General features: G+C 53.5%; 23 protein-coding genes. 16 read left to right on the top strand and 7 right to left on the bottom strand.

Features of this window, described 5'->3' with window-relative positions:
• The first annotated feature begins 333 nt into the window (after positions 1-333).
• On the top strand, positions 334-975 hold the full coding sequence (locus tag AB8B75_RS00455; RefSeq protein ID WP_405358969.1) for a DsbA family protein: 642 nt from the start codon (positions 334-336) through the stop codon (positions 973-975).
• On the opposite strand, the gene AB8B75_RS00450 is transcribed toward AB8B75_RS00455, so the two are convergent.
• Positions 965-1,765: a ferredoxin--NADP reductase gene (locus tag AB8B75_RS00450; RefSeq protein ID WP_405358967.1), complete on the bottom strand. Its 801-nt coding sequence runs from the start codon at positions 1,763-1,765 to the stop codon at positions 965-967. The two genes, AB8B75_RS00455 and AB8B75_RS00450, sit on opposite strands and share 11 nt — an antisense overlap.
• Positions 1,766-1,776: 11 nt before the next feature.
• Positions 1,777-2,118 carry a ferredoxin FdxA gene (fdxA, locus tag AB8B75_RS00445; RefSeq protein WP_405358965.1) on the bottom strand — a complete coding sequence of 114 codons (342 nt, stop codon included), beginning with the start codon at positions 2,116-2,118 and terminating at the stop codon, positions 1,777-1,779.
• Positions 2,119-2,241: 123 nt separating this feature from the next.
• Between fdxA and AB8B75_RS00440 the strand changes: the two genes are divergently transcribed.
• From AB8B75_RS00440 to AB8B75_RS00385, 12 genes are all read left to right on the top strand, one after another.
• A complete protein-coding gene (locus AB8B75_RS00440) occupies positions 2,242-2,532 on the top strand; it encodes a DUF971 domain-containing protein (protein WP_405358963.1) in 291 nt (96 codons plus the stop codon).
• 63 nt (positions 2,533-2,595) lie between these two features.
• Entirely contained in the window at positions 2,596-4,338 is a 1,743-nt protein-coding gene (locus AB8B75_RS00435; protein WP_405358961.1) for a fumarate reductase/succinate dehydrogenase flavoprotein subunit, read from the top strand.
• A 10-nt stretch (positions 4,339-4,348) separates the two neighbouring features.
• Positions 4,349-4,591: a ferredoxin family protein gene (locus tag AB8B75_RS00430; protein ID WP_405358959.1), complete on the top strand. Its 243-nt coding sequence runs from the start codon at positions 4,349-4,351 to the stop codon at positions 4,589-4,591.
• A gap of 7 nt (positions 4,592-4,598) precedes the next feature.
• Positions 4,599-5,555 (top strand): HEAT repeat domain-containing protein, encoded by a 957-nt coding sequence (locus AB8B75_RS00425; RefSeq protein ID WP_405358957.1) that lies wholly within the window; start codon positions 4,599-4,601, stop codon positions 5,553-5,555.
• A 313-nt stretch (positions 5,556-5,868) separates the two neighbouring features.
• Positions 5,869-7,245 (top strand): ABC transporter substrate-binding protein, encoded by a 1,377-nt coding sequence (locus AB8B75_RS00420; protein ID WP_405358956.1) that lies wholly within the window; start codon positions 5,869-5,871, stop codon positions 7,243-7,245.
• 87 nt (positions 7,246-7,332) lie between these two features.
• Positions 7,333-8,208 carry an ABC transporter permease gene (locus AB8B75_RS00415; protein WP_405358954.1) on the top strand — a complete coding sequence of 292 codons (876 nt, stop codon included), beginning with the start codon at positions 7,333-7,335 and terminating at the stop codon, positions 8,206-8,208.
• A complete protein-coding gene (locus tag AB8B75_RS00410; RefSeq protein ID WP_405358953.1) occupies positions 8,208-8,873 on the top strand; it encodes a hypothetical protein in 666 nt (221 codons plus the stop codon). Before AB8B75_RS00415 ends, AB8B75_RS00410 begins: the two co-directional genes overlap by 1 nt.
• Positions 8,866-9,708, top strand: coding sequence for an ABC transporter ATP-binding protein (locus AB8B75_RS00405; RefSeq protein WP_405358951.1), 843 nt, complete (start codon positions 8,866-8,868; stop codon positions 9,706-9,708). Before AB8B75_RS00410 ends, AB8B75_RS00405 begins: the two co-directional genes overlap by 8 nt.
• Positions 9,705-10,301 carry an SCO family protein gene (locus AB8B75_RS00400; protein ID WP_405358949.1) on the top strand — a complete coding sequence of 199 codons (597 nt, stop codon included), beginning with the start codon at positions 9,705-9,707 and terminating at the stop codon, positions 10,299-10,301. The genes AB8B75_RS00405 and AB8B75_RS00400 overlap by 4 nt, the downstream gene beginning before the upstream one ends.
• Positions 10,298-10,729 carry a copper chaperone PCu(A)C gene (locus tag AB8B75_RS00395; protein ID WP_405358947.1) on the top strand — a complete coding sequence of 144 codons (432 nt, stop codon included), beginning with the start codon at positions 10,298-10,300 and terminating at the stop codon, positions 10,727-10,729. The genes AB8B75_RS00400 and AB8B75_RS00395 overlap by 4 nt, the downstream gene beginning before the upstream one ends.
• Positions 10,726-11,298, top strand: a complete 573-nt coding sequence (locus AB8B75_RS00390) for a c-type cytochrome (RefSeq protein ID WP_405358945.1) — start codon at positions 10,726-10,728, stop codon at positions 11,296-11,298. The genes AB8B75_RS00395 and AB8B75_RS00390 overlap by 4 nt, the downstream gene beginning before the upstream one ends.
• Positions 11,299-11,447: 149 nt before the next feature.
• Positions 11,448-12,020, top strand: a complete 573-nt coding sequence (locus tag AB8B75_RS00385) for a Crp/Fnr family transcriptional regulator (protein ID WP_405358943.1) — start codon at positions 11,448-11,450, stop codon at positions 12,018-12,020.
• Positions 12,021-12,829: 809 nt separating this feature from the next.
• Here AB8B75_RS00385 and AB8B75_RS00380 read toward each other — a convergent pair.
• Genes AB8B75_RS00380 through AB8B75_RS00365 form a run of 4 tightly spaced genes read right to left on the bottom strand, consistent with a single transcriptional unit; the run spans position 12,830 to position 16,598 of the window.
• Positions 12,830-13,591: an HpcH/HpaI aldolase/citrate lyase family protein gene (locus AB8B75_RS00380; RefSeq protein WP_405358941.1), complete on the bottom strand. Its 762-nt coding sequence runs from the start codon at positions 13,589-13,591 to the stop codon at positions 12,830-12,832.
• Entirely contained in the window at positions 13,588-15,084 is a 1,497-nt protein-coding gene (locus AB8B75_RS00375) for a tripartite tricarboxylate transporter permease (protein ID WP_405358939.1), read from the bottom strand. The genes AB8B75_RS00380 and AB8B75_RS00375 overlap by 4 nt, the downstream gene beginning before the upstream one ends.
• On the bottom strand, positions 15,084-15,563 hold the full coding sequence (locus AB8B75_RS00370) for a tripartite tricarboxylate transporter TctB family protein (protein WP_405358938.1): 480 nt from the start codon (positions 15,561-15,563) through the stop codon (positions 15,084-15,086). Before AB8B75_RS00370 ends, AB8B75_RS00375 begins: the two co-directional genes overlap by 1 nt.
• A 57-nt stretch (positions 15,564-15,620) precedes the next feature.
• Positions 15,621-16,598: a Bug family tripartite tricarboxylate transporter substrate binding protein gene (locus AB8B75_RS00365; protein WP_405358936.1), complete on the bottom strand. Its 978-nt coding sequence runs from the start codon at positions 16,596-16,598 to the stop codon at positions 15,621-15,623.
• A 431-nt stretch (positions 16,599-17,029) separates the two neighbouring features.
• Between AB8B75_RS00365 and AB8B75_RS00360 the strand changes: the two genes are divergently transcribed.
• A complete protein-coding gene (locus AB8B75_RS00360) occupies positions 17,030-17,917 on the top strand; it encodes a sugar kinase (RefSeq protein WP_405358934.1) in 888 nt (295 codons plus the stop codon).
• 293 nt (positions 17,918-18,210) lie between these two features.
• Here the strand turns inward: AB8B75_RS00360 and AB8B75_RS00355 are convergent, their stop codons facing one another.
• Positions 18,211-18,828, bottom strand: a complete 618-nt coding sequence (locus AB8B75_RS00355) for a response regulator transcription factor (protein ID WP_405358932.1) — start codon at positions 18,826-18,828, stop codon at positions 18,211-18,213.
• Between the two features lie 155 nt (positions 18,829-18,983).
• Here AB8B75_RS00355 and AB8B75_RS00350 point away from each other — a divergent pair, with 155 nt between their 5' ends.
• Complete coding sequence (locus AB8B75_RS00350) at positions 18,984-19,478, top strand: molybdopterin-dependent oxidoreductase (protein WP_405358930.1); 495 nt, start codon at positions 18,984-18,986, stop codon at positions 19,476-19,478.
• Between the two features lie 43 nt (positions 19,479-19,521).
• Complete coding sequence (locus AB8B75_RS00345; RefSeq protein WP_405358928.1) at positions 19,522-22,059, top strand: ATP-binding protein; 2,538 nt, start codon at positions 19,522-19,524, stop codon at positions 22,057-22,059.
• Positions 22,060-22,127 lie beyond the last annotated feature (68 nt).

The raw sequence follows: 22,127 nt of genomic DNA, 5'->3' as shown, positions 1-22,127 counted from the left end.
TGAAATCACCTTTGCGCGTTCGCAAAAAATTCGATTTCTGACTTAGTCAGCTTAATAAACGACCGGATGTCGCATTCGCTGCCGGGAATTTCAGCGCTCCTCGAATTAGAGCTGCGAATATGACGATGTATGAAATCATTGAATGTCGAATCGTCTAAAATCGCGAGGAGGAACTTATTGCTTCGTCCCCTGCGGCGGGGCGCTGATACGGGGAAATCAATGGCGCTGAAACTTGAAAATTCGGTCGGTTCCCGGGGAAAAGGACTGACTTGTATCAGGACCGCGATTTTAACAGGTGTTTTGTCGATTTTCCATCAGCCAGCAGTGGCAGATATGACAGATACGGAGTTCGAAGAGCGGTTACGCACTTACCTTCTGGCCAACCCAGAGATAATAATTGAAGCGATGGAAGCGTTGTCTGAACGCGAGGCACGCGCAACTCAAAGCCGTCAAATAGCCAAGTATCCGGACCTATTTGACCAATCCCCAATCCTTGGGATTGGTCCGGAACAGGCTCAACTGACCGTCATTGAGTTCTTTGACTACAGATGCGCGCCCTGCAAAGTGTTGCATCCCAAATTGCAGACAGCGCTGGAAATGCACCCGGACATTCGCGTTGAAATGCGGCATCTGCCAATACTCTCGCCCGGGTCAGAACGTGGAGCGCGCTTTGCGCTGGCCGTAAAGAACATAGGCACCGCAGAGCAATATCGTGCTGTACACGATGCGCTTTGGACGTTGAAAGGCCCTCTCGGGGAAACGGCGTTCGAAACGATTGCCAGTAGCCAAGGCATTGATTGGCCTTCGGTTCAGAACGAAATGAAAAGCGATGCCGTTTCCGCACGCATCGACAATAACCGCGACATCGCAATTGACCTACAAATCCTCGGCACTCCGGCCTTTGTCACACCAACTTCTGTTAGTTTTGGATCAACCGATGCGGAAGCTTTGGTGGCTGATTGGGTCAGTCAATAAAAGCCTTCTCGACCACAAAATGCTTGGGGTCAGAGTTTGCCCCTTCGATCAGCCCATGATCGGCACAGATCGACATGATGTCTTTGTTCAAAGCCAGATTTCCACACACCATGACGCGGTCTTCGGAATTGGTCCAAGCAGGCATATCGAGGGCCGAGAATACCCGCCCGTCGCGCAAATGATCGCTTATCCGACCTTCGATTTTCGATGGCTCACGCGTGGTTGTCGGATAGTATTTCAGCTTGTCGCCTACCAGTTCGCCAATCAGAGGATCGTCCGGCAACGCTGCGACCAACGTGCGCCCATAGGCCAGTTCCGCGCTTGTGCGGCAAGTATGTGCAAGGATCACTTCGTCATATTGCTCCCAAGTTTCGGGATCCCGAAGAAGCGAGGCAAATGGGGCAACGCCGGTGCCGGTACAAATCATCCAAAGGCGCTTGCCCGGGAGCAAGGCATCCAGAACCAGCGTTCCGACAGGTTTGGGGCGCAAGATTACCTCATCCCCCGGCACGATTTTTTGCAAGCGAGAGGTCAGCGGTCCATCTGGCACCTTGATAGAGTAAAACTCTAATTCCTCGTCCCAGCTTGGCGAGGCAATAGAATAAGCGCGCAAAAGCGGTTTGCCATCGTCTTTGAGTAAACCGATCATGACAAATTCACCCGAGCGAAAGCGCAGCGATTGCGGGCGCGTTACGCGGAATGAAAAAAGCGTGTCAGTCCAATGATGGACAGACGTAACTGTCTGTGCGTCCGGCATTATCTTTGCCGGAGCCTTGGTTTGAATGTTCATGTGAGCATCCTCTATGCCGCCTCGACGGCTGGTTTCTCTGAGAAATGGGTCTCTAGTTTACCGTCTTGTCCATCCATCTGCTCGGCGGATGGCAAAGGGTCTTTCGCTTCCGTAATCACGGGCCAGATTTTCGAATATTTTTCGTTGAACACGACCCATTCTTCCATGCCGGCTTCGGTATCTGCGCGAATCGCATCCGCCGGGCACTCAGGTTCGCAGACGCCACAGTCGATACATTCGACTGGATCGATCACCAGCATGTTTTCTCCTTCATAAAAGCAGTCAACGGGGCAAACGGATACACAGTCGGTGTACTTACAGGCGATGCAATTGTCTGTGACGACGAAGGTCATGTCGCGTTCTCTTTCTCAAAGTTTCACCCAACGTGCCGCAGCGCAGCGCAGCTGTCCGTAAACAAATTGCTATTGAGCGATTCTGCGTTGCGGCATGATTGGATCAAGCGAAGGAGAACGTTGATGATAGACAGGCTTTCCGCCACGCCGGATAATCGCAAACTGATTGTTGAATGGGAATCCGGCAATGTAACCGAATTGCCTGCAACAACTCTGCGCCAAGAAGCCAGAGACGCCTATACCAGGCGGGCGAAGCTGGACAACGGGAGCATCGATGTCTCGCCAGATCTCACCATCACCGCATTGACGCAAGTTGGCCGCGCCGGCGTGAACATCACTTTCTCCGACGGGCATGACCGCGCGATATATCCCTTTGTCTATTTGCATGCGCTTTCTGAGCAATACGGAAACTAATTGACATTTGCCGCACCGCAGCACGGTGCACACTGAAGCAGAATACAGATTTTGGAGCCTTTGATGGACGAGATCCTCGACGGAACATCACAGATTGATTGCGACATCCTGATCATTGGCGGCGGCACTGCCGGCCCGATGGCGGCGTTAAAAGCCAAACGCAAGAATCCTGAAGCCAATGTGGTCCTTCTGGACAAGGCCAACGTAAAGCGCTCGGGTGCAATATCGATGGGGATGGATGGCCTGAACAATTCGGTCATTCCCGGTTATGCCACGCCGGAGCAATACACCAAGGAAATCACCATCGCCAACGATGGGATTGTCGATCAAAAGCCAGTCTACCGCTACGCCGAGGAGTGCTACAGCATCATCGAAGAACTGGACCAGTTTGGCATTCGGTTTCAAAAAGACCAAAACGGCGAATACGATGTCAAAAAGGTACACCACATCGGTACCTATGTATTGCCGATGCCTAACGGAGACACGGTCAAAAAGGCGCTGTACCGACAACTGCGCAAGGCGCGTATCAACATCGTCAACCGCTATATGGCGACACGCCTATTGACGGGCGAAGGCCGCATTGCCGGGGCAATTTGCGTGAACACGCGCACTGCAGAATTCCTCGTTGTGCGTGCGAAGGCTGTTGTGATGTCACTTGGCGCCGCGGGGCGGTTGGGTTTGCCTTCCTCCGGCTATCTTTACGGCACTTATGAAAATGCCTCGAACAGCGGTGAGGGCTATTCAATGGCCTTTCACGCAGGCGCAGGGCTTGCCAATCTTGAGTGCTTTCAAATCAACCCGCTGATCAAAGATTACAACGGACCGGCTTGTGCCTATGTTGCGGGCCCGATGGGCGGATATACCGCGAACGCATCAGGCGAACGTTTTATTGAGTGTGACTACTGGTCCGGCCAGATGATGCAGGAGTTCTATGACGAACTGCAAGGGGGCAAAGGGCCGGTTTATCTAAAGCTGAACCATCTCGCCGAAGAAACGGTTGCCGAGATCGAGCGCGTTTTGCATATTGTCGAACGCCCTACCCGCGGTCATTTCCATAAGGGTCGCGGCACAGACTACCGCACTGACATGATCGAAATGCACATCTCGGAAGTGGGCTTCTGTTCGGGCCATTCTGCGAGTGGTGTTTTTGTCGACGAACGCGCGCGTACCACCATCGATGGTCTGTATGCTGCCGGTGACATGGCAAACGTGCCCCATAATTACATGCTTGGTGCCTTTACCAATGGTGCCTTCGCCGGGCTGGATGCAGTGGACTTTATCAGGGATGTGGATTTTGCCGAGTTCGACATGGGGGACGTCGATGCAGAGCGGACCCGTGTTCTGGCACCGACCAAGCGCGATGATGGGATTCCGCCCAACCAGATCGAATATAAAACGCGCCGCTTTGTGAACGACTACCTGCAGCCACCAAAGGTTACCGCGAAAATGGAGTTGGCGCAGCGCCGTTTTGAAGAAGTGCGTCATGATATGGAAACCGAGATGTACGTGCGCGACAGCCATGAGCTCATGCGTTCGTTGGAGGCATCGGCCATCATGGACTGCGCGGATATGGCGGCTGCGGCTTCTCTCTATCGCACCGAAAGCCGTTGGGGCCTTTATCACAATCGCGTTGAATACGAACGGGATGATGAAAACTGGTTCTGCCACACGATCCTGACCAAGGGCGATGATGGAAAACCAGCGCACCGCAAGCAAGCGGTTCAGCCCTATGTCGTCGAAATCGAAGATGATGAAAAAGACGCTTACAACAACCAGCGTGTGACCAAAACGGTTGCGGCGGAATAAGGACGAAATCATGCCTTTGGCTCAAACCTCATCCATCGTCCCGGTTGTCGTCGACAAGGATCTTTGCATTGCCGACAAGGGCTGCACGGTCTGCGTGGACGTATGCCCGCTGGACGTACTGCGCATTGCCATGAAAGACGGCGACCCCGTCACGGCGTACATGAAGTATGACGAATGCTGGTATTGCATGCCCTGCGAAACCGACTGCCCGACCGGTGCTGTTACCGTCAACTTGCCATTTTTGTTGAAGTGAGACGGATATGAGTGCGCTGTTTGAAGATTTCGACGAGATTGGCGAGTTGGCTGAATCGCTAGATGATCCCTCGCCCGGCACTCGGATCATGGCGGTCATTGAACTTGCCGATAGCGCTGATACCGCAGCGATCCCCTTTCTGGCGCGGGCAATCACAGATGACGATCCTGGGGTCCGCAAACAGGCCGCTCAAGCTCTAACAAACTTTGACGGTGCGGATACTGCGGCAGCTTTAGTCTCGGCACTCCAGGACAGCGATCCAGCGGTGATCGAGGCTGCTGAAATGAGTTTGAAAGAGTTGAAGGACCCAGCTTCTGGCGACGCGATCCTGCCACATTTGGGTGACACCGATACGGTCAAGCTAAAAGCGTGCCTCGCTGGCATCAAGGAATTGCGCCGGCCGGAGTCCATGGGACCAGCCATTACCGCATTGCAACATCCAGACGCCAGCGTTCGGATGGAAGCGGTTGGTGTCATCGGGTGGTTGTGCGATGAAGGTTCGCTTCCTGCATTGCGGGAGGCAACAAAAGACAATGACACCCAGGTCCGCCGAACGGCGCTTTCCGCTCTAGGCTTTTCCAAGTCAGATCACGCAGAAACCACACTGATTAAAGGCCTAGAAGATGCCGAATGGATGGTGCGCGAGGCGGCGGCTGAAACACTTGCCAAAGCGGGAGGCGAAACCTGTGTACCCATGCTTCGAACCGCGCTTGGCGATGATTTCTGGCAAGTCAGGGTCAAGGCAGTTCGGTCGCTTGGAAAGCTGAATGCAACGGAAGCGGCAATAGAAATTGCTCCGATGATGGATATTCCAGTGCCGAATTTGCGCAAGGAATGCGCCGCGGTTCTGGGCGAAATGGCAGTGCTTGAAACCAAGCCCTTTCTTGAGAAGTACAAGGACGACCCAGACCCGGATGTACGCAAAAATGTGCGTTGGGCATTGGGGAGAATAGGCGTCGAATAGACCCTGTTTATGATTAATTCGAATGCTTCAAATACACCCTTTGGCGGGCGCCTCAGGGTGCTACCTTTGTTCAAAAAAAATCTAACTAACATACTGTTTTTAAATGTAAATTTCAACGTCCGATTCTTAATCACTTCAAATTTTTTCGATTATTTTGCGTCTAAGTTTCCCCCTCTCATTTGAATTTTCGCCTATTATTTGTGCTTTTGAAATATAAGTCGGAATACACCCCGGAATACACTGCACGTCTGACGCACAAGGTTGGATATTAGGGTCGTCAAGATAAAAATAGACCTGACCAACGGAGAGTGAAATGAATCTCAGAACAAGTTTGAAATCGGCATTGTGGGCGGCGTCCATTGTTCCGATGAGCATCGCGGCCCAAGCGGAAGAAATTTCAATTGCAGTCGGTCACCAATCAATGTGCACAGACACATACACCGCAGGCATTGTGATCAAAGAGCTTGGCCTGTTGGAAAAACACCTGCCCACTGATGGCAAGTATGCAGACGCCGAGTATGACATTAGCTGGGCAGACTACAGCTCCGGTGGGCCCATCACAAACCAGATGCTTGCCAACAAGCTGAACTTCGGTGTGATGGGGGATTATCCACTGATCGTAAACGGTGCCAAATTCCAAGAGACTGACAGCTTGCGCACAGTTTACGTAGCCGGCACCGGCTACAACCTCAAAGGGTCAGGCAACGGCATCGTGGTGCCCGTTGAGAGCGACATTTATTCCATTGATCAGCTTGTGGGCAAGGAAGTGTCCACCCCGGTTGGTTCCGCCGCATGGGGCATGCTTTTAAAAGCGATGCAGGATAACGATATCCCCTCTTCCGACTACGTTTTGAAAAACCAAAGCCCGGCCGTTGGTGCCGCCAACATTGCAGCAGGCAAAATTGACGCGCACTCCGATTTCTGCCCTTGGTCGGAAATCATGGAATTCCGTGGCACAGGTCGCAAAATCTATGATGGCTCTGAAACGGGCGTTCCTTACTTGCACGGCGTCGTTGTCCGTCAGGACTTTGCCGAGGAATATCCGGAGGTCGTTCAGGCTTTCATCAAAGCTGTCTACGAAGCTGGTGAATGGATACGCGAAGATCCGATTCGCGCGGTTTCTGAGATGGAAGGCTGGACCGGCGTCGAGAAAGAAGTGCTGTACCTTTATTTCTCAGAAGGTGGCCACCTGACGCTGGAACCCTCGATCAAGACGGCTTGGGTTGACGCGCTGAAGTTCAACCATGGCGTTCTAGTCAAAGAAAAGGCGATCCCGCCGCTCGATTTCGATGCTTGGATCACAGAGGACTACCTGAAAGTGGCCTATGAAGAAATGGGCGTGGACTATGAGGCCGACAAAGCTGCTGTCGTCGATCCTGCAGTTTCCAATAAAGGTCTGCCGATGGAAATCTGGCACCCGCGCGATGGCATCAGCGCTTTTGCGACAATGCCTGAATTCCTGCAATCCGTGGCCGACATTCAAGCCACCGGCACCAACCTGAATTCCACATACGTCTATGATGTTGAAACCGGGCTCAAGCTGTTTGGCAAGACGGCTTTCTGGGTCAAAGCGGGTGACGATTATGCAACCTTCCTGCGCAAAGGCGAAGCAGAAGCCTACGCCGGTGCAAATGCTGGTGAACTGGTATCTTTCGACGATGCGATCGCGGATTTCGCAACCGAGAGCTAGGACACAACCGGAATTGATCTCGGCCGATTTGATCGGCCGAGATCGTTTTAGGACTGCAAGCACCCCACTAGACGGAAGGGAAAACTTATGCAGCCACTTGTAAAAGACGAGGATGCATCAGCAGCCTCAGCGGATAATGCGCCCGTCAAGGCAGTACCGTCTGGGGTGGCGCCGAAGCTGCCCGTTTTTTCGTCTCAACAAATTCAAAACATCGGCATAGCTTTGGTGTCGTTGAGTATCGGCGTAGTTCTTTGGCATATCGCCACTGCAATCAATCTGGACTTTTACATTAACTTCTCGAATGTGCCTGCGCCTTTCAAAGTGTTCACCGCATTTATCACGCACGTGCAGACCGAAATATTCTGGACCCATATTGGCGTTTCAATGCGCCGCATTCTGATCAGCTACTCATTCGCTGTTGTGCTAGGAGTTGGAATTGGATTGATCATGGGTCGGTCGCGGATCGCCCGCGCTTTTGTCATGCCTTACATCGAAGTGATCCGCCCCATACCTGCGGTTGCCTGGATCCCGCTCGCCATCCTGATGTGGCCGACCGAGGAAAGCTCCATCATTTACATTACGTTCCTGGGAGCCTTGTTCCCGATTGTCTTGAACACGCTGCATGGTGTCGAACAGACCCCCGAGGTTCTGGTCCGAGCCGTTCAATCGTTGGGGGCGTCGCGTATGGACGTATTTCGCCATGTCGTGATTCCCGCCGCCTTGCCATCGATTGCAGCAGGTTTGGCGATTGGCATGGGGGTCAGCTGGTTTTCATTGTTGGCAGGCGAAATCATCTCTGGTCAATACGGGATCGGATACTTCACATGGAACGCTTACAGCCTGATCAATTATCAGGACATCGTCGTTGGGATGTTAGTGATTGGCGGACTGGGAACGGCTTCAACGGCGGCCGTCAAACTTGCGACTTCACCAATGCTCAAATGGCAAAAGAGGGCACGCTGATGATGGTTCTTTCAACAATCGGCCAAGCCGTTCGTCAGGATTGGCGACGTATGGTACTGACCGGGCTGATGTTTGCGGTCCTGATGCAGGTTCTAATGATGATCGCGCTGATGGTTCGTTTCCAAGCTCTTCCAAACTATTGGATCGGCTATGACTGGATCGGCAACGTGATCCACATCGTCAAATCAACGCCTTCGTGGCGCGATGTCCTCCCCATCGTCAATCAGGAGTGGCTGATCGAGATTGGCAAGATGAACTACGACTACGGCATGGGTGTCTCGGAATGGAGCCTGAACGTTGTGCCCATTCGCATGATGGTGCTGTTCGTTCTCGGTGCGCTGGTTGCGCTCTGTCTTAGCCTTCTGCGTGCCGATAAATGCGATGCCAAGACGGGTACGACTTTGCGGGCGACCACCGGCATCAGCGCTGTGCTGATTGCGATGACAAATGCCACAATGAGCTGGGTTGTTTGCTGCGCAGCACCGTCTTGGGTCGTTGGTCTCGCGATGCTTGGGCTGGGTGTTTCAACTTCGCTTGCTCTGGAAACTATGGGCCCAGCCCTCAATCTGGCTGGATTTGGACTATTGATCTGCACTGTGGTCCTTTTGGCGTGGCGCAAGACCCGAACCTCCAAATCTTTATCAGGGAATCTGAAACATGCTTGATGTCTTGAAATTCAAGAAACCGGACGGTGCGTCCAGAGCGCAGGCTGATAAAGGCGAGATAAAGATCGATAAGGTATCGATTACCTTTGGGAGCGGCGCTTCGACACATAGAGCGGTAGAAACCACGTCCATAGACATTCAAGCTGGCGAGTTCGTCTGTATCTTGGGACCTTCCGGTTGTGGTAAGTCAACGCTGCTCAACGCCATCGCTGGATATGTTAACCCGACAACAGGCAACGTCACAGTTGATGATGTCGAGGTCAAAGCCCCGGGGCCCGATCGGGGAATGGTGTTTCAGCAGTATTCTCTTCTGCCGTGGAAAACCGTTTATGAGAACGTGGCTTTTGGCCCCAAGATGACAGGCGCTACGCGAACAGAGGCCGGATCGGTGGCGAATACATTTCTTGGCCTCGTCGGTTTGAAGAAGTTCGGTAACCGCTATCCCGCAGAACTGTCGGGCGGCATGCAGCAAAGGGTCGGCATTGCCCGCGCTTTGGCCAATTATCCAAGCGTCTTGTTAATGGACGAACCCTTTGGCGCGTTAGACGCGCAAACCCGTTTGATGATGCAGGAAAGTTTGCTCGACATCTGGCGGAATTTCGGCACCACGGTTGTGTTTGTAACCCATGACGTCGACGAAGCCGTATTTCTGGCAGATCGCGTGCTCATCATGAGTGCGGCTCCGGGTCGGATCATTGAAGATGTTCGGATCAAACTTCCCAGACCCCGGTCCACAGATATGGCGACCACATCCGAATACATGGAAGCGCGTCAATTCTGCCTGGATACAATCAAGACCGAGAGCCGGAAAGCCTTCGCGGAGCAGAACAAATGATACGACTTGCTGCAATACTGCTTGCTGTAGTCTTTGGCTTCACTGCAAAAGCGCAAGTGCAGGGTGTCATGCTTGACGAACCAGTCGCCCTGCCAACCTTCAGCTTCCATGATGAAAACGACGCGACATACGAAACCCTCGATCTGAAGGATCAGTGGACGCTGATCATGATTGGTTTTTTGACCTGTCCGGATGTGTGCCCTTTTACATTGGGCAATCTGGAAGCCGCAGTCGCGGAAACCGGCATGCGCGTCCGACCGGACAACGTACCCAAGGTCTGGTTCCTTTCCGTAGATCCTGATCGGGATGCCAAATACGTCAGCGAATACGGCCCATTCTTTCATCCTGACTTTCGCAGCATGACGGGTACGCGCGAAGACATTGATGCTTTTGTCGAAGCTTCAGATGGGTACTATCGCCTGATGCCACCGGATGCAGATGGCTTTTACGATGTCCAGCACACTTCCGCCGTATCTGTCATTGCGCCGGATGGAACGCTGCGCGCAAAGCTGCAGCCCCCCTTTGATCCAGGGCTAACGGCAGAATTTCTGTCTCGCCTTCAAATTTCATATCGCAAGGCACTTTCGCAATGATCCGTTACCCTTTTGCCTTCGCGCTGGTCACGGCGGCCACTGCCTTGTCCGCCGAAGATATCAAAGTATTCGATGCCTACGTGCCGCAATCGCCGCCCGGTTCAATGTCGCAAGCAGCGTACATGCAGCTAGAAAACACGGCGGACAAAACTCGAAGTATTATCGGCGTTGAAGCAACAGGGTACGGCATGGCGCATCTGCACAGTAGCGAAACGAAAGACGGCGTAGCCACCATGTCCATGGTGCAACAGTTGGACATCGCGCCGGGGCAAAAAGTGTCACTCGAACCTGGCGGTCTGCACATTATGCTGATGCAGTCCGAAACGATGGCTCAAGTTGGGGAAACAGTTGGTCTGAAATTGCTCTTTGCGAATGGTGACACCCTGAATGTGCCAGCGGAAGTCATCTCCCTAAAGAGTGGGTCGTGAAAAAATTGGCTGCCCTGTTGGCGCTTTTTTGCGCGCCGCCTGCAACAGCCGATTTCGATGCGGCCAGCTACCCTCCCCACGAAACCTGCGCGTTGTGTCACGGGCTTTTCGGGCAATCGCATACCGATAAGTTTCCGCATCTAGCAGGACAAAAACCCGGCTACATCCGTGCGCAACTAGACGCCTTTCTCGCTGGCGAACGGTCCAACGATGGCGGTCAGATGGTCAGCATTGTAACGGAGTTAAAACATGAGGATTTGCCTGTCGTTGTCAAATGGTTCTCCGAGCAGGACCCGCCGCCACCGTCGCCGGCCCCACCGGACGATGCCGGAATGGTTTTGACTGCTGAGGCTGGGTGTCTGGATTGTCACGGCGCGGACGGAGCCGATGATGTGCCCTATCTTTCGGCACAGCATGCCGGTTATCTGACAAAACAAATGCGAGACTTCCGAGATGGTAAACGCACCCATAGTCCGGTCGCCGGAGACCATCATCAGATGCTTCAAAAAACCGACAACGTCCTTGATCAAATAGCCGCTTATCTATCGTCGGTGGAAAGGAAAGAGTAATCGATAAAATTGATGACACAGGCAATGACCAAAGTGCCATTTTTCTGTCGGAATACCTTCTTGAGATCAACAAGGGCGCTGGCTTTCTGTCGTCTTTGTCGGCAAATGACCAAAAGCAGGTTCGCCGCCTCGGGACCCGCTGTAATTTCTTGAAGGGTGAGGGCGTATTCTTTCAGGGTGATCCGCATACCGGCGTTTGGATTGTCGAAAAAGGTCGTGTTCGCACGTTTTACGCGGGGCCATCTGGCCGTGAAATTACGCTAGCTTATTGGAGCGTTGGGCATTTCATAGGTGGGCCAGAAGTCTTTGGCATGGGGCGTCACGTTTGGTCGGCAGACGCACTGGAAGAATGCGAATTGCTGTTCATTTCAGGGGCCAGCCTGCAACGCTTGGTCCGCGAGATTCCGGATGTTGCCATGGCCGTAATCACTGGATTGGTAAACAAGGGCAAATGCTATTCAGCGCTTATTCAAATGCTTGGCACACGAACCGTCTCTGAACGGCTGCGTCAGTTATTGGTCATACTCGCCGAGACATATGGTCGTCACGAGGGTGGCAAAATTATCGTTGATCGGGACATCACATACGATCAGATCGCGACCATTGTCGGTGCGACCCGGCAATGGGTCACTCAATCGCTGGATCGACTGCAAAACGAGGGAGTCCTTCAGGTCAGTCGAAAAGAAATTGCCATTTTGGAAATGGATCGGTTGCGTGCCTGAAAGGGCCGGCTCGAAAATCAGAACACATACATCGGTTTGGTTCCGTTCAGTTGATTGAGCAACTCCGATTTTGGTCACCACCTTACATCGCAAAGGCCCAGAGCCAAATCAACGATACTACTCGACGCTTTGCGAATGCGATGATGGTCACGTGGACAAAAGTTCAGGGCGGTGCCAGTGGAGGCTTTGTTTCGAAGAGTGCAATAGCCGTCGAACAAACATTTGGACTGAAGTACCGTGCCAACAGTGAAAAGCTGTTTCCCCGAGGTGTCACCGTGATAAGCGGTTTAAGTTTCTCTAAGTGGCCTGAATCTGTGACGTGATTTCTTCTATCGCTCGTTGAGAGGCGAAAGTCTTTTTCTTTTGTCGCCCCCAGCGCAAGTGGCGAAACTTGTCAGACCCAAGCTCACATCAAGCGATATAGCGTTTTCCGGCCTTTAGTACCGTCAGTCATACCTTCAGTGCCGTCGACACTTGACCATTTGTAGCACTTGAAACCCACTTAACGTTTTGGCTTGAAACTCTTGCGCTCGAATTCGAGAATTTAACTAGGCTCGAAAAGGGAACGGTAGCCAAACGGCAAGCGCGACGACAAAACACACCCGAGCATCAAAGACCGTCACTTGCAAATTCTGCATTCTCCTATCGAAAAAAGTGCTTCACTTCATCGGATTCCCTTTCAAAGCATTGCAAAGCAACAGGTGCATAAGAACCAAATACACAATCGTTGTGGCGACAAAGGTTCCGACTTCCCTTTGAACTTAGACTTGCCTTTTTGATGTCCACTCAAAAATTGCGTTCATCCAGCCCTACATCCATTCCGGATCCAAACTGGCTATGTCCGCGCGTATGGCAGACATGGCTGCCCCTATTTCGGAGTTCGATATCACGAGTTGAAAACTGTCTCGCAAGAGGTCGCGTGCAGACTTGCCGTCTCGCGGGACTGTGCCAAGCGGGATTCCCGTAAGGCTCGCAATATTCTGGATGCTGGCAATCGCATTTTCGACCTCATCGCAATCTGTTAGACCGAGTTTCCCGTATCCACCTGACATGTCATAGGGACCGATAAAGAGCATATCTACCCCATCCACTTCCGCGATTTTGGCGGCGTTCTCGACACCCTTGGGATCTTCGATTTGCAGCATGAGAATGAGATTGTCATTGGCCGTGTCTGCGTAACGCGGGGCACTCCCAAAGCGGCTTGCCCGGATGTCACCCGCAAACCCGCGATTGCCTTGTGGCGGATAACGGCAGGCGGCAACAGCGGCGAGCGCTTCGTCAACTGTGTTGACTTGCGGCACCATGATCGACGTGAGGCCAATATCCAGAACCTGCTTCAAAAGCACGGGATCATTGGCGGCGACCCGCACCATTGGATGCCCGCCTGCGGCCTCGATCGCACGGGCCATATGTGCCGTTGTCTCGATGGATGCGGGGCCGTGCTCATTGTCAATCATAAGGAACCGAAATCCGGCATAGACTGCGGCTTCGGCCATGACAGGTGACCCGGCTTCGAGCCAGAGCGCCGACGTTTTCAGGCCTTCGGAAAGGCGGCGTTTCAACATATTCATGATGGCAATTCCTGTTTGACAGTTACGCCTCGAAGGGCTCGAATGATGAGAAAGCTCCATAACGCGAGCGTGATAACGCCAAGGACCGCAGCGACAGGCCGATCAAAGAATCCGAGCACGTCGCCCTGCGTTTTCAGCATCGTGATGAGGAAGTTCTTCTCGATCACCTTGCCAAGAACGATACCCAAAATGGCAGGTGCGATGGGGATGTCATTTTCCTCCATCAGGTAGGCCAGAACGCCCAGAGCCAACATGATCCAGACTGAGAATATCGTGTTGTCCACGGCATAGGATCCGACGATACAGAAGATCAGAATAACCGGCATCAAGATACGCGTGGGCACGGAGAGGGCATGCCGTGCCAGGCGGATTGCAATCATGCCCAGCGGAATCATGATCAGGTTGGCGAGGGCAAAGGCCAGAAAAATCGCAAGAACCAAGGTGCCATCGGTCTCAAAGACGCGCGGGCTGGGTGTAATACCCTTGAGCATCATCACACCAATGGCAATGGCCGTGACAGTGTCGCCTGGGATGCCAAACACAAGCGCAGGGGTCCAGGCGCCAGCGACGGCGGCATTATTAGCTGATCCTGCATCGGCAATGCCCTCGGGGTGCCCGGTCCCGAATTTTTCGGGCGTTTTGGAAAATCTTTTCGAGAGGCTGAAAGCGACCCAGGCCGCGATATCCGCCCCTGCGCCGGGGAGTGCGCCGAGAAGGTTTCCAAGCACGGATGAACGCAGGATGTTCTTCCAATAGAGCCGCACAGTCCCAATCATCTGTTTGGAAAGGCTGCCTATTTTTGCGACAGGCACTTTAACGTCAAGGTCGACTGTAACCGAGCGCAAAACCTGTGACAGAGCAAACATGCCAATCATCGCGGGTACGAAGCTGACGCCATCCAGCAGGTCCATTTGACCAAAGGTGAACCGAGGGTGGCCTGTGGCAATGTCGATGCCGACAGTAGAAATCAGCAGGCCAATCAACAATGATAAGGCCCCCCGAGACAAAGAGGCAGAAGAGACGGCCACGGCAGCGGTGAGCCCGAGGCAACCGAGCCAGAAATATTCCACGGATGAGAATTTCACCGCAAAGGCCGCCAGCTGTTGAGCGAAGACTGCCAACAAAAGAACGCCAATGAGCCCCCCAAGCGAAGCTGTGATCAAGGATGTGCCCAGTGCTACTTCGCTTTTGCCCTGTTTGGTCAAGGCATAGGCCTCATCTACATAAGCAGCCGACGCCGGTGTGCCCGGGATCCGCAAGAGCGCGCCGGGTATGTCACCTGCAAAAATGGCAGTCGCCGATGCCGTCGCGATGGCTGCTACGGCTGGAACAGGATCAAGGAAAAAGGTGATCGGAACCAGCAGCGCCACGGACATTGTGGCCGTCAACCCTGGAACAGAGCCCACAAACAATCCAAAAATCGCTGACAGCAGAATCGTGATTAGGACATCGACGCGCAGAACCAGCGACAAGGCTTCGACCAGTTGCTCCATCAGATGAGCAGCTTTTCGATGACACCGCGCGGCAGCGGCACCCGCAACCCGACAGAAAATCCAAAATGCAGTATTGCGGGTAGTATGAGAGCAATCGAAAGGCTGAGCCAAAGTGGGTTCGCCAGCAAAAGCAAGAGCCCAAGGGTTGTCAGAAAGATCGTAAGTATGAAGCCCAGAAACGGCGACACCACGATGTAAAACACCACGGCACCAAGAATTCCCAGCGCCCGCAAGACGTTGATCCTGCTACCCATCCACTCAGGCATGACCACCCATGGCTGTTTCGGACCGTGTCGAAAGACCGCCCAGTTCGCCACCATGCCCAACCCGCAAAGGGCAATGCCGCCCCCAATGATGGTTGGAAAGAACTCAGGACCGTATTGCATGCCTGCCATGACGGGAAACGTCTGGGCGTGCAATGCGATCGCCACGCCGATCACCAGCATGATCAAGCCTAGAAAAACGTCATTGATCTTCATGTTGTTGCCTTTGACGATCAGGCGGCGCGGGGCGCGTCTTGACGCCCCGCCCCATGATTACTTGGCGATTCCAATGGCCTTCATCGTTTCGCCCAGGCTGTCGGATGTGGCTGACATCATCGAGGCCAGTTCTTCGCTGCCCATTTTGACAACGTCGGATCCGCGCGAGGCCTTGAAGTCGGCCCATTCCTGGGTCTCAAACGCAGTCAATGCGGCTTTCTCGTAGGAGCATGCAATCTCTGCATCCATACCTTCTGGACCAGACACCGTGATAAAGGCGGCCAGGGTCCAATTGCTGTCCAGTGTCTCGGCAGTTGTTGGAACATCTGGCAGAGCCGTGTTGCGCTCGGAGTGCATGTACGCCAAGGCCTTCAGCTCGCCACTTTCAATCAGGGCTTTACCTTCCGATAACGCAGGGGAGGCAACGTCGACACCGCCTGCAATCAGTTCCTGCATGGCCGAAGCAGCTCCGTCTGAAGGTATCCAGCGGATGGCTTGTGGGTCCATTCCTTCCGCATTCAGCATCCCAGCCAATGCCAAATGCCAAATGCCGCCCTGCGCCGTTCCGGACCCTGTCAGCGATCCGGGGTTCTCCTTGGCGCTTGCCAACAAATCGTCAAGCGAGTTGAACGGTGAATCCTTTGAGACGAGGATGCTTGCCGGCACAATATCAACCAAAGCAATTGGCGTGATGTTTGTGTGATTCAATTCGGTCAGACCAGCATGGTGCATCGTGGTGATCTCAACAGTAGCTGAGCCGATTGTGTAGCCATCAGGTTCTGCCGTGGCGATTGCGGAATGCCCGACAACACCATTGCCGCCAGTACGGTTGACCACGTTGAAAGGTTGACCCATCTGCTGTTCTAAAAGGCTTGCCAGCATGCGGGAATTGGCGTCTGTACCGCCTCCGGCACCCCAAGGAACGACATAGGTGACCGGGCGCTCAGGCTTCCAGTCGCATTCTGCCAGCGCGGGTACCGCTGCGACACAAGCAACAGTCGCCATCATTGTCAGCATCATACGTGTGTTTTTCATTGTGTTTCCTCCACTGTCTTCTTTTTGCTGATTGCAACCAAAAGCCATCAGCCCTCCTGCACTCTTTCGGGAATGCGTCCGTCTTCTTGCGCAACCTGCTTGTTGAACCGCATTTCAGCGGCGTTCGGAAAACAAAAGGTGCGCGCATGTTCTCCACCAAGCGAACCTAGCCGAGCAATCCAACGCGCGTAAGGGCCTGTTGTCAAACAAAACACATTATCTTTTCTGACGCGGCGCGCTTGGGATAGAATTGTTCGGGAGAATAAGGATCGTGCTGCCTTAGACACTTTCGGCATTGGTCACGGGAAAACGCCCCATTGAAAGTACGTAGCATGCTCTAATTACGGCTGGATACTCAGGTATCTTTTCCTGAGTACAATTTGCAATCAATGCATCTGGACACAACATCAAGCATCCGTTCAACTGGCCCCATGCAACATCCCGACATCCTGGCTCTCGGCGAACCCTTAGTCGAAATGATCCGCTTGCCGCCTCAGCCCGATGGGACCGTTCATTACAAGCAGGGCATTGGTGGCGATACTTTGACAGCCATGGTGCACGCAGCAAGAACAGGCGCGCGTGTCGGTTACCTCAGCGCCGTGGGAGACGACTCACTAGGGGACGAGATTTGCGCGTTTTGCAAATCCGAGGGCATAGATACGACGTATCTTCTGCGACGCTCAAACGATCCAACCGGTTTAAACGTCATTGATCCGGACCCTGTGGAAAGAAGATTTTGCTACGCGCGACGTGGCTCCGCTGCCAGCCTTTACAGTGCCAGTGACCTGCCTGAGGAGGCAATCGCACTCGCGAAGGTGCTGCATGTCTCAGCGGTTAGCCAAGCAATAAGCCATTCGATGCGCGCTGCTGTAAAGGCAGCGGCGGAATTGGCGCGCGCAAACGGCACACTTGTGTCTTATGATCTGAACCTGCGCCTCAAATTGTGGTCCATAGAAGAGGCACGCGATTGCATTCATGACTTTCTGCCCTTCGCAGACATAGTTCTTCCCTCCGATGATGAGGCCGCACTTGTAGTCGGGCAATCGGCACCCAGTGCTCTGTTGGATCATTTCGAGAGCTTTGGTCCCGCATACGTTGTTTTAAAGCGCGGAGCTCAAGGCGCGATAGTGTCTTCCGCGAAGGGCCGTCATGACATAGGCGCGACGCCGGTCAAAGCTGTGGATAGCACAGGTGCTGGCGATACCTTCGCAGGCGTTTTTCTTGCGAAACTCCTTGAAACAGGTGACCCGAATGTTGCGGCGTACGAAGCAGTCGCAGCGGCCGGGCGCACAGTCTCGCACTATGGAGCACTTGCCTGAGAAAGCATGATGTTGCGCGAGGTTTCTGACGTGACTTTACTGCCCGTCAATCCCAAGCTTTCATCTGCTCGCGTCAAACAGTCGCCCTGAAATTTGTCAAAACATAGCAGTGAGTCAACACCCCAGCACAACACACGAAAGTAAGCGGAACCAGCGTCAAGTTTGTCTCCACCTATTGCAAACGTATGCGTCGTTCGGACGGGTTGCTCACAAACCTGCACAGTTCACGCCCAAAAGGTCAGCGCTTCCCAAACAACGAAGCGGTGGGTGACACACGACCAATAAAGAACTGATTAGAATAGGTGATTCTCTTTGGCGAGCAGAGCAGCCTGGGTTCTGTTTGACACATTTAGTTTGGCCAGAACGTTTTTGACGTGCAGCTTCACGGTGACTTCCTGGATACCCAGATTGCGGGCGATCTCTTTGTTCGACAGACCGATGCACAACTGTTCCAAAGTCTGCATCTCTCGCTCAGACAAAGTTGCAAAGGCACCTACCCGCTCCGGGGTCACGCCTGCCGCTCCGAATTCGAACGGAAAATACCGCTCGCCTGCCAGGACAAACTTGATTGCATTGACCAGCGACGTGGCCGTTAAAGATTTGGGAATGAACCCGTTTGCGCCTTTTTCCATTGCTCTGTTGGCCACTTCCTTGTTGGCGACGCCTGACATCAGAACCACCTTAGTGGCAGGAAAAGTCTGACGCGCGAGATCAAGGCCGTTCAACCCGTCCATGCCCGGCATGTGGTAGTCCAGAATGAGAAGATCAAATGCATCTACGCCGCGCATCACATCCAACGCGTCATCCAAATTGGCGGCAGTCTTGACTTTGAATTCTTCAACGCCCTCCAGATATGCGGCGATCGTATCGCGCACCAGATCATGGTCGTCGGCAATCAGGATTTTTGACATCTCGGCAAGCTCTCTCACTAGGATTGCATGTTTAGCCGAAAACTCTGGCCAAAGCATGGCACACCTATACTTTGGTATAGGAGCCTATGCCAATGCCTTACTGACCGCATCATCCGCAAGAGATATGCTTCAGGCACCCTGTTTGGAGAGGTTCAATGTCAGCAACACTTCGGTCACGCGCATCCGCCGTTCTGTTCGCATTGATTTTGAGTTTTCAAACGCCGGCTATGGCACAATCGCTGACTACTCTGCAGGTAACGCCGTCTAGTTCTCAATCTGAATCATTAGCATTCGAGCTCGCCGATCTCGATGCGATGGATCAGGTGACATTCAGCACCACAACCATCTGGACAGATGGCGAAACAACCTTTTCTGGCGTACCGTTAAAGGCGCTGTTAGACAAAGCGGCGGCGCGGGGCGCAGTGGTCGAAATGGTGGCCCTGAATGATTACAAAGTCTCAATGCCACTGGTCGAAGTGGAAGAATTTGCTCCCATCGTCGCCACACGCATGAACGGCGAGACGATGTCTGTGCGCGACAAGGGACCGTATTGGGTTGTTTTCCCTTATGATCAAAATTCCAGATACCAATCCGAAACCATATACTCTTATAGCATCTGGCAGCTAAATCGTTTGAAGGTCGTGGATTGACACCTGGCAAGTGCTTACGGTGACCTCGAACAGGAGGTCACTGGTGAAGCGCGAATTGAACCGATATCGTTTTGCAGTCTTGGCAGGCATATGTCTGCTGATTTTTGTCTTGATGGTGATGGTGCCAAACCTGCTGTTGCAACTGCGGTATTTGTCCCGTTCGGCCGAAGACAACATGCAGTGGAGCATTTCGCAAATCGACACTGAGTTTGCAAACCTCGATGCGATGCTCTCCCGCCAAATTGCAACACAGCGCTATACGGACGAACAAGTACGGTTGCGTCTGGACATTGCACTCAGCCGTCTGAACATAATAAATTCCGGGCGCGCCGCTGAAATCTTTGGAGACAGCCCCGAAGCCAGCGGATTGATTGCCCCGATCAACACCTTTGCCAAAGCGGCCGTTGGCCTGTCGGATGCGCCGGGGCCGCTCAGCGATGCGGCGTTGGCGCAGATGCAACGCATTGTAACGGATGTGCGCCCTTATGTCCGAGAGATCGCGCTTTTGGGTGTCAGCCTCGGTGCCGAGCGGTCCGAGGCGCGCCGCGCCGAATTTGCCAGACAGTTGTCACGCACGGGGAGCATCGCAACTGCGCTTTTGGTCCTGATGGCGATCCTTATGATGGTTCTGGACAGGCTATTGCAACGCGCCGCGCGCCGTGACGCCGCGCTGTCTGCTTCATCCAAGCAACTTGCATCCACGATTACTGCATCGCTTGATGCGATAGTGACGGCAGATAAAGCAGGCAACATTATTGATTTCAATGCCTCGGCGGAGCGTGTTTTTGGCTGGACCAAAGGCGAAATAATCGGACAAACGATGGAGGACACTATTATTCCCCACCGGATGCGGGATGCTCACCACAACGGTATGAAACGGTATCTGGAAACCGGCAAGCCGCGTGTCGTTGATGCGGGCCGGGTTGAGCTTGCAGCACTACGCAAAGGCGGGGAGGAATTTCCCGTCGAGCTGAACATTACAAAGACGCAAGATGGTGATGCGATCACCTTCATTGCGTATATCCGCGACATCAGTGCGCGGAAAATAGACGAACAGAAGTTGATCGATGCTCGTGACAAGGCCGAGCGAATGGACAAGGCCAAATCCCACTTCTTGACCTTGATGAGCCACGAAATGCGCACCCCACTCAACGGTATTCTGGGTGTGCTCGATCTGCTCAAGACCACGCCGCTTGATGATCAACAAGCAAGGTACGTCCGCATCGCGACCTCTTCCAGCGAGATCTTGCTAGAGCATGTCAACGAAGCACTGGATATCACACGCATTGAAACCCAAGAGCTGCAAATCACGATGCAGGATTTCGGGTTGACCGATCTGATGCAAGGGTTGGTGGACATGTTTGACCCGCTGGCGAAGGAAAAAAATCTGACAATCCGGCTGGATGTTGAACCGGCGATGCGTGGGCCGTACCACGGCGATGCTGGTCGCATTCGCCAGGTGCTGACCAATCTGATCGGCAACGCGATCAAATTCACCGAGGACGGAGGGATCACACTGCGCGTGAGTGGGATTCATGGGCCGGAAACGTCTTCCATGCGGTTCGAAGTGAGCGATACCGGAATGGGCATTCCCGCTGATCAGCAAGAACAAGTCTTCGAAGATTTTTTTGCTCTTGCCAAAAGCGCAGGACGGCAGGCACGCGGCGATGGTCTTGGCCTATCCATCTCACGCCGAATTGCGAGGGCGATGGATGGCGATGTATCGTTGAAGAGCGCGGAAGGCGCCGGATCGGTTTTCATTTTCACATTGCCATTGCGGCGTTCTGAAATGTCAGCCAGTGACGACACTTCCAACACCGACGAAGACACGCCTTCGGCCCAGTCCTGCAATATTCTTATTGTCGAAGACAACAGCATCAACCGTAAAGTTCTGGGCGACATGTTGACCGCCATGGGTCACTCAGTGCATGAGGCGGTGAATGGAGCGGACGGCCTGGAAAAGGCGCAAGGCTCAGACTTTGATATTATTTTCATGGACATCAGCATGCCGGTCATGGGCGGGATAGAAGCAACCCAACAACTTCGGCTTGGGGCTGGTCCAAACGCTGGTACGCACATTGTCGGTCTGACCGCGCATGGACGAGAGGAATATCGCGAAAGCGCTATCGCGGCAGGCATGGATCGCTTTCATACCAAACCTATCCGGCTTGACGCCTTGAAGGGCATCATCGCCGAGGTGACTTCAGAACAGCTGTCCAAACTGGACAGCGCGCATTTTCCTGACGCTCTCGTCGAGATGCTCAATGTTCTGGAACACGACAAGGTAAAAACCATCACCGCGACTTTCTTATCTGAGCTTGCGACACTTGCGGCCGACCTGCGCACGGCAGGGAACACACCGGATATGCCAGCACTGGCGGAAGAAGCGCATAAAGCCAAGGGCGCGGCCTCCCTTCTCGGTCAGGACGACCTGCATGCAGCTTTGTCGGCGTTGGAACAAGAGGCGCGGGCCGGCAATCTGATTGCACCAAAGACATGGGCGGACGCGCTCGATGCAGAGGCGGCGAAGACAAGCGTCTTCTTTGACACCGCACTTAAGCGCGCCAAAAACGCCGGATAAGCACAGGTGCCCTATCCGATAGGATAGATCGCCCCTTCCAATTCCCTTTCTACTATACCCTCGCGTCC

This window comes from Roseobacter sp. (assembly GCF_045106495.1).
Taxonomy (GTDB): Bacteria; Pseudomonadota; Alphaproteobacteria; order Rhodobacterales; family Rhodobacteraceae; genus Roseobacter.
Note: the sequence above shows the minus strand (reverse complement) of the source record. Positions and strands in the feature narration are given on the sequence as shown.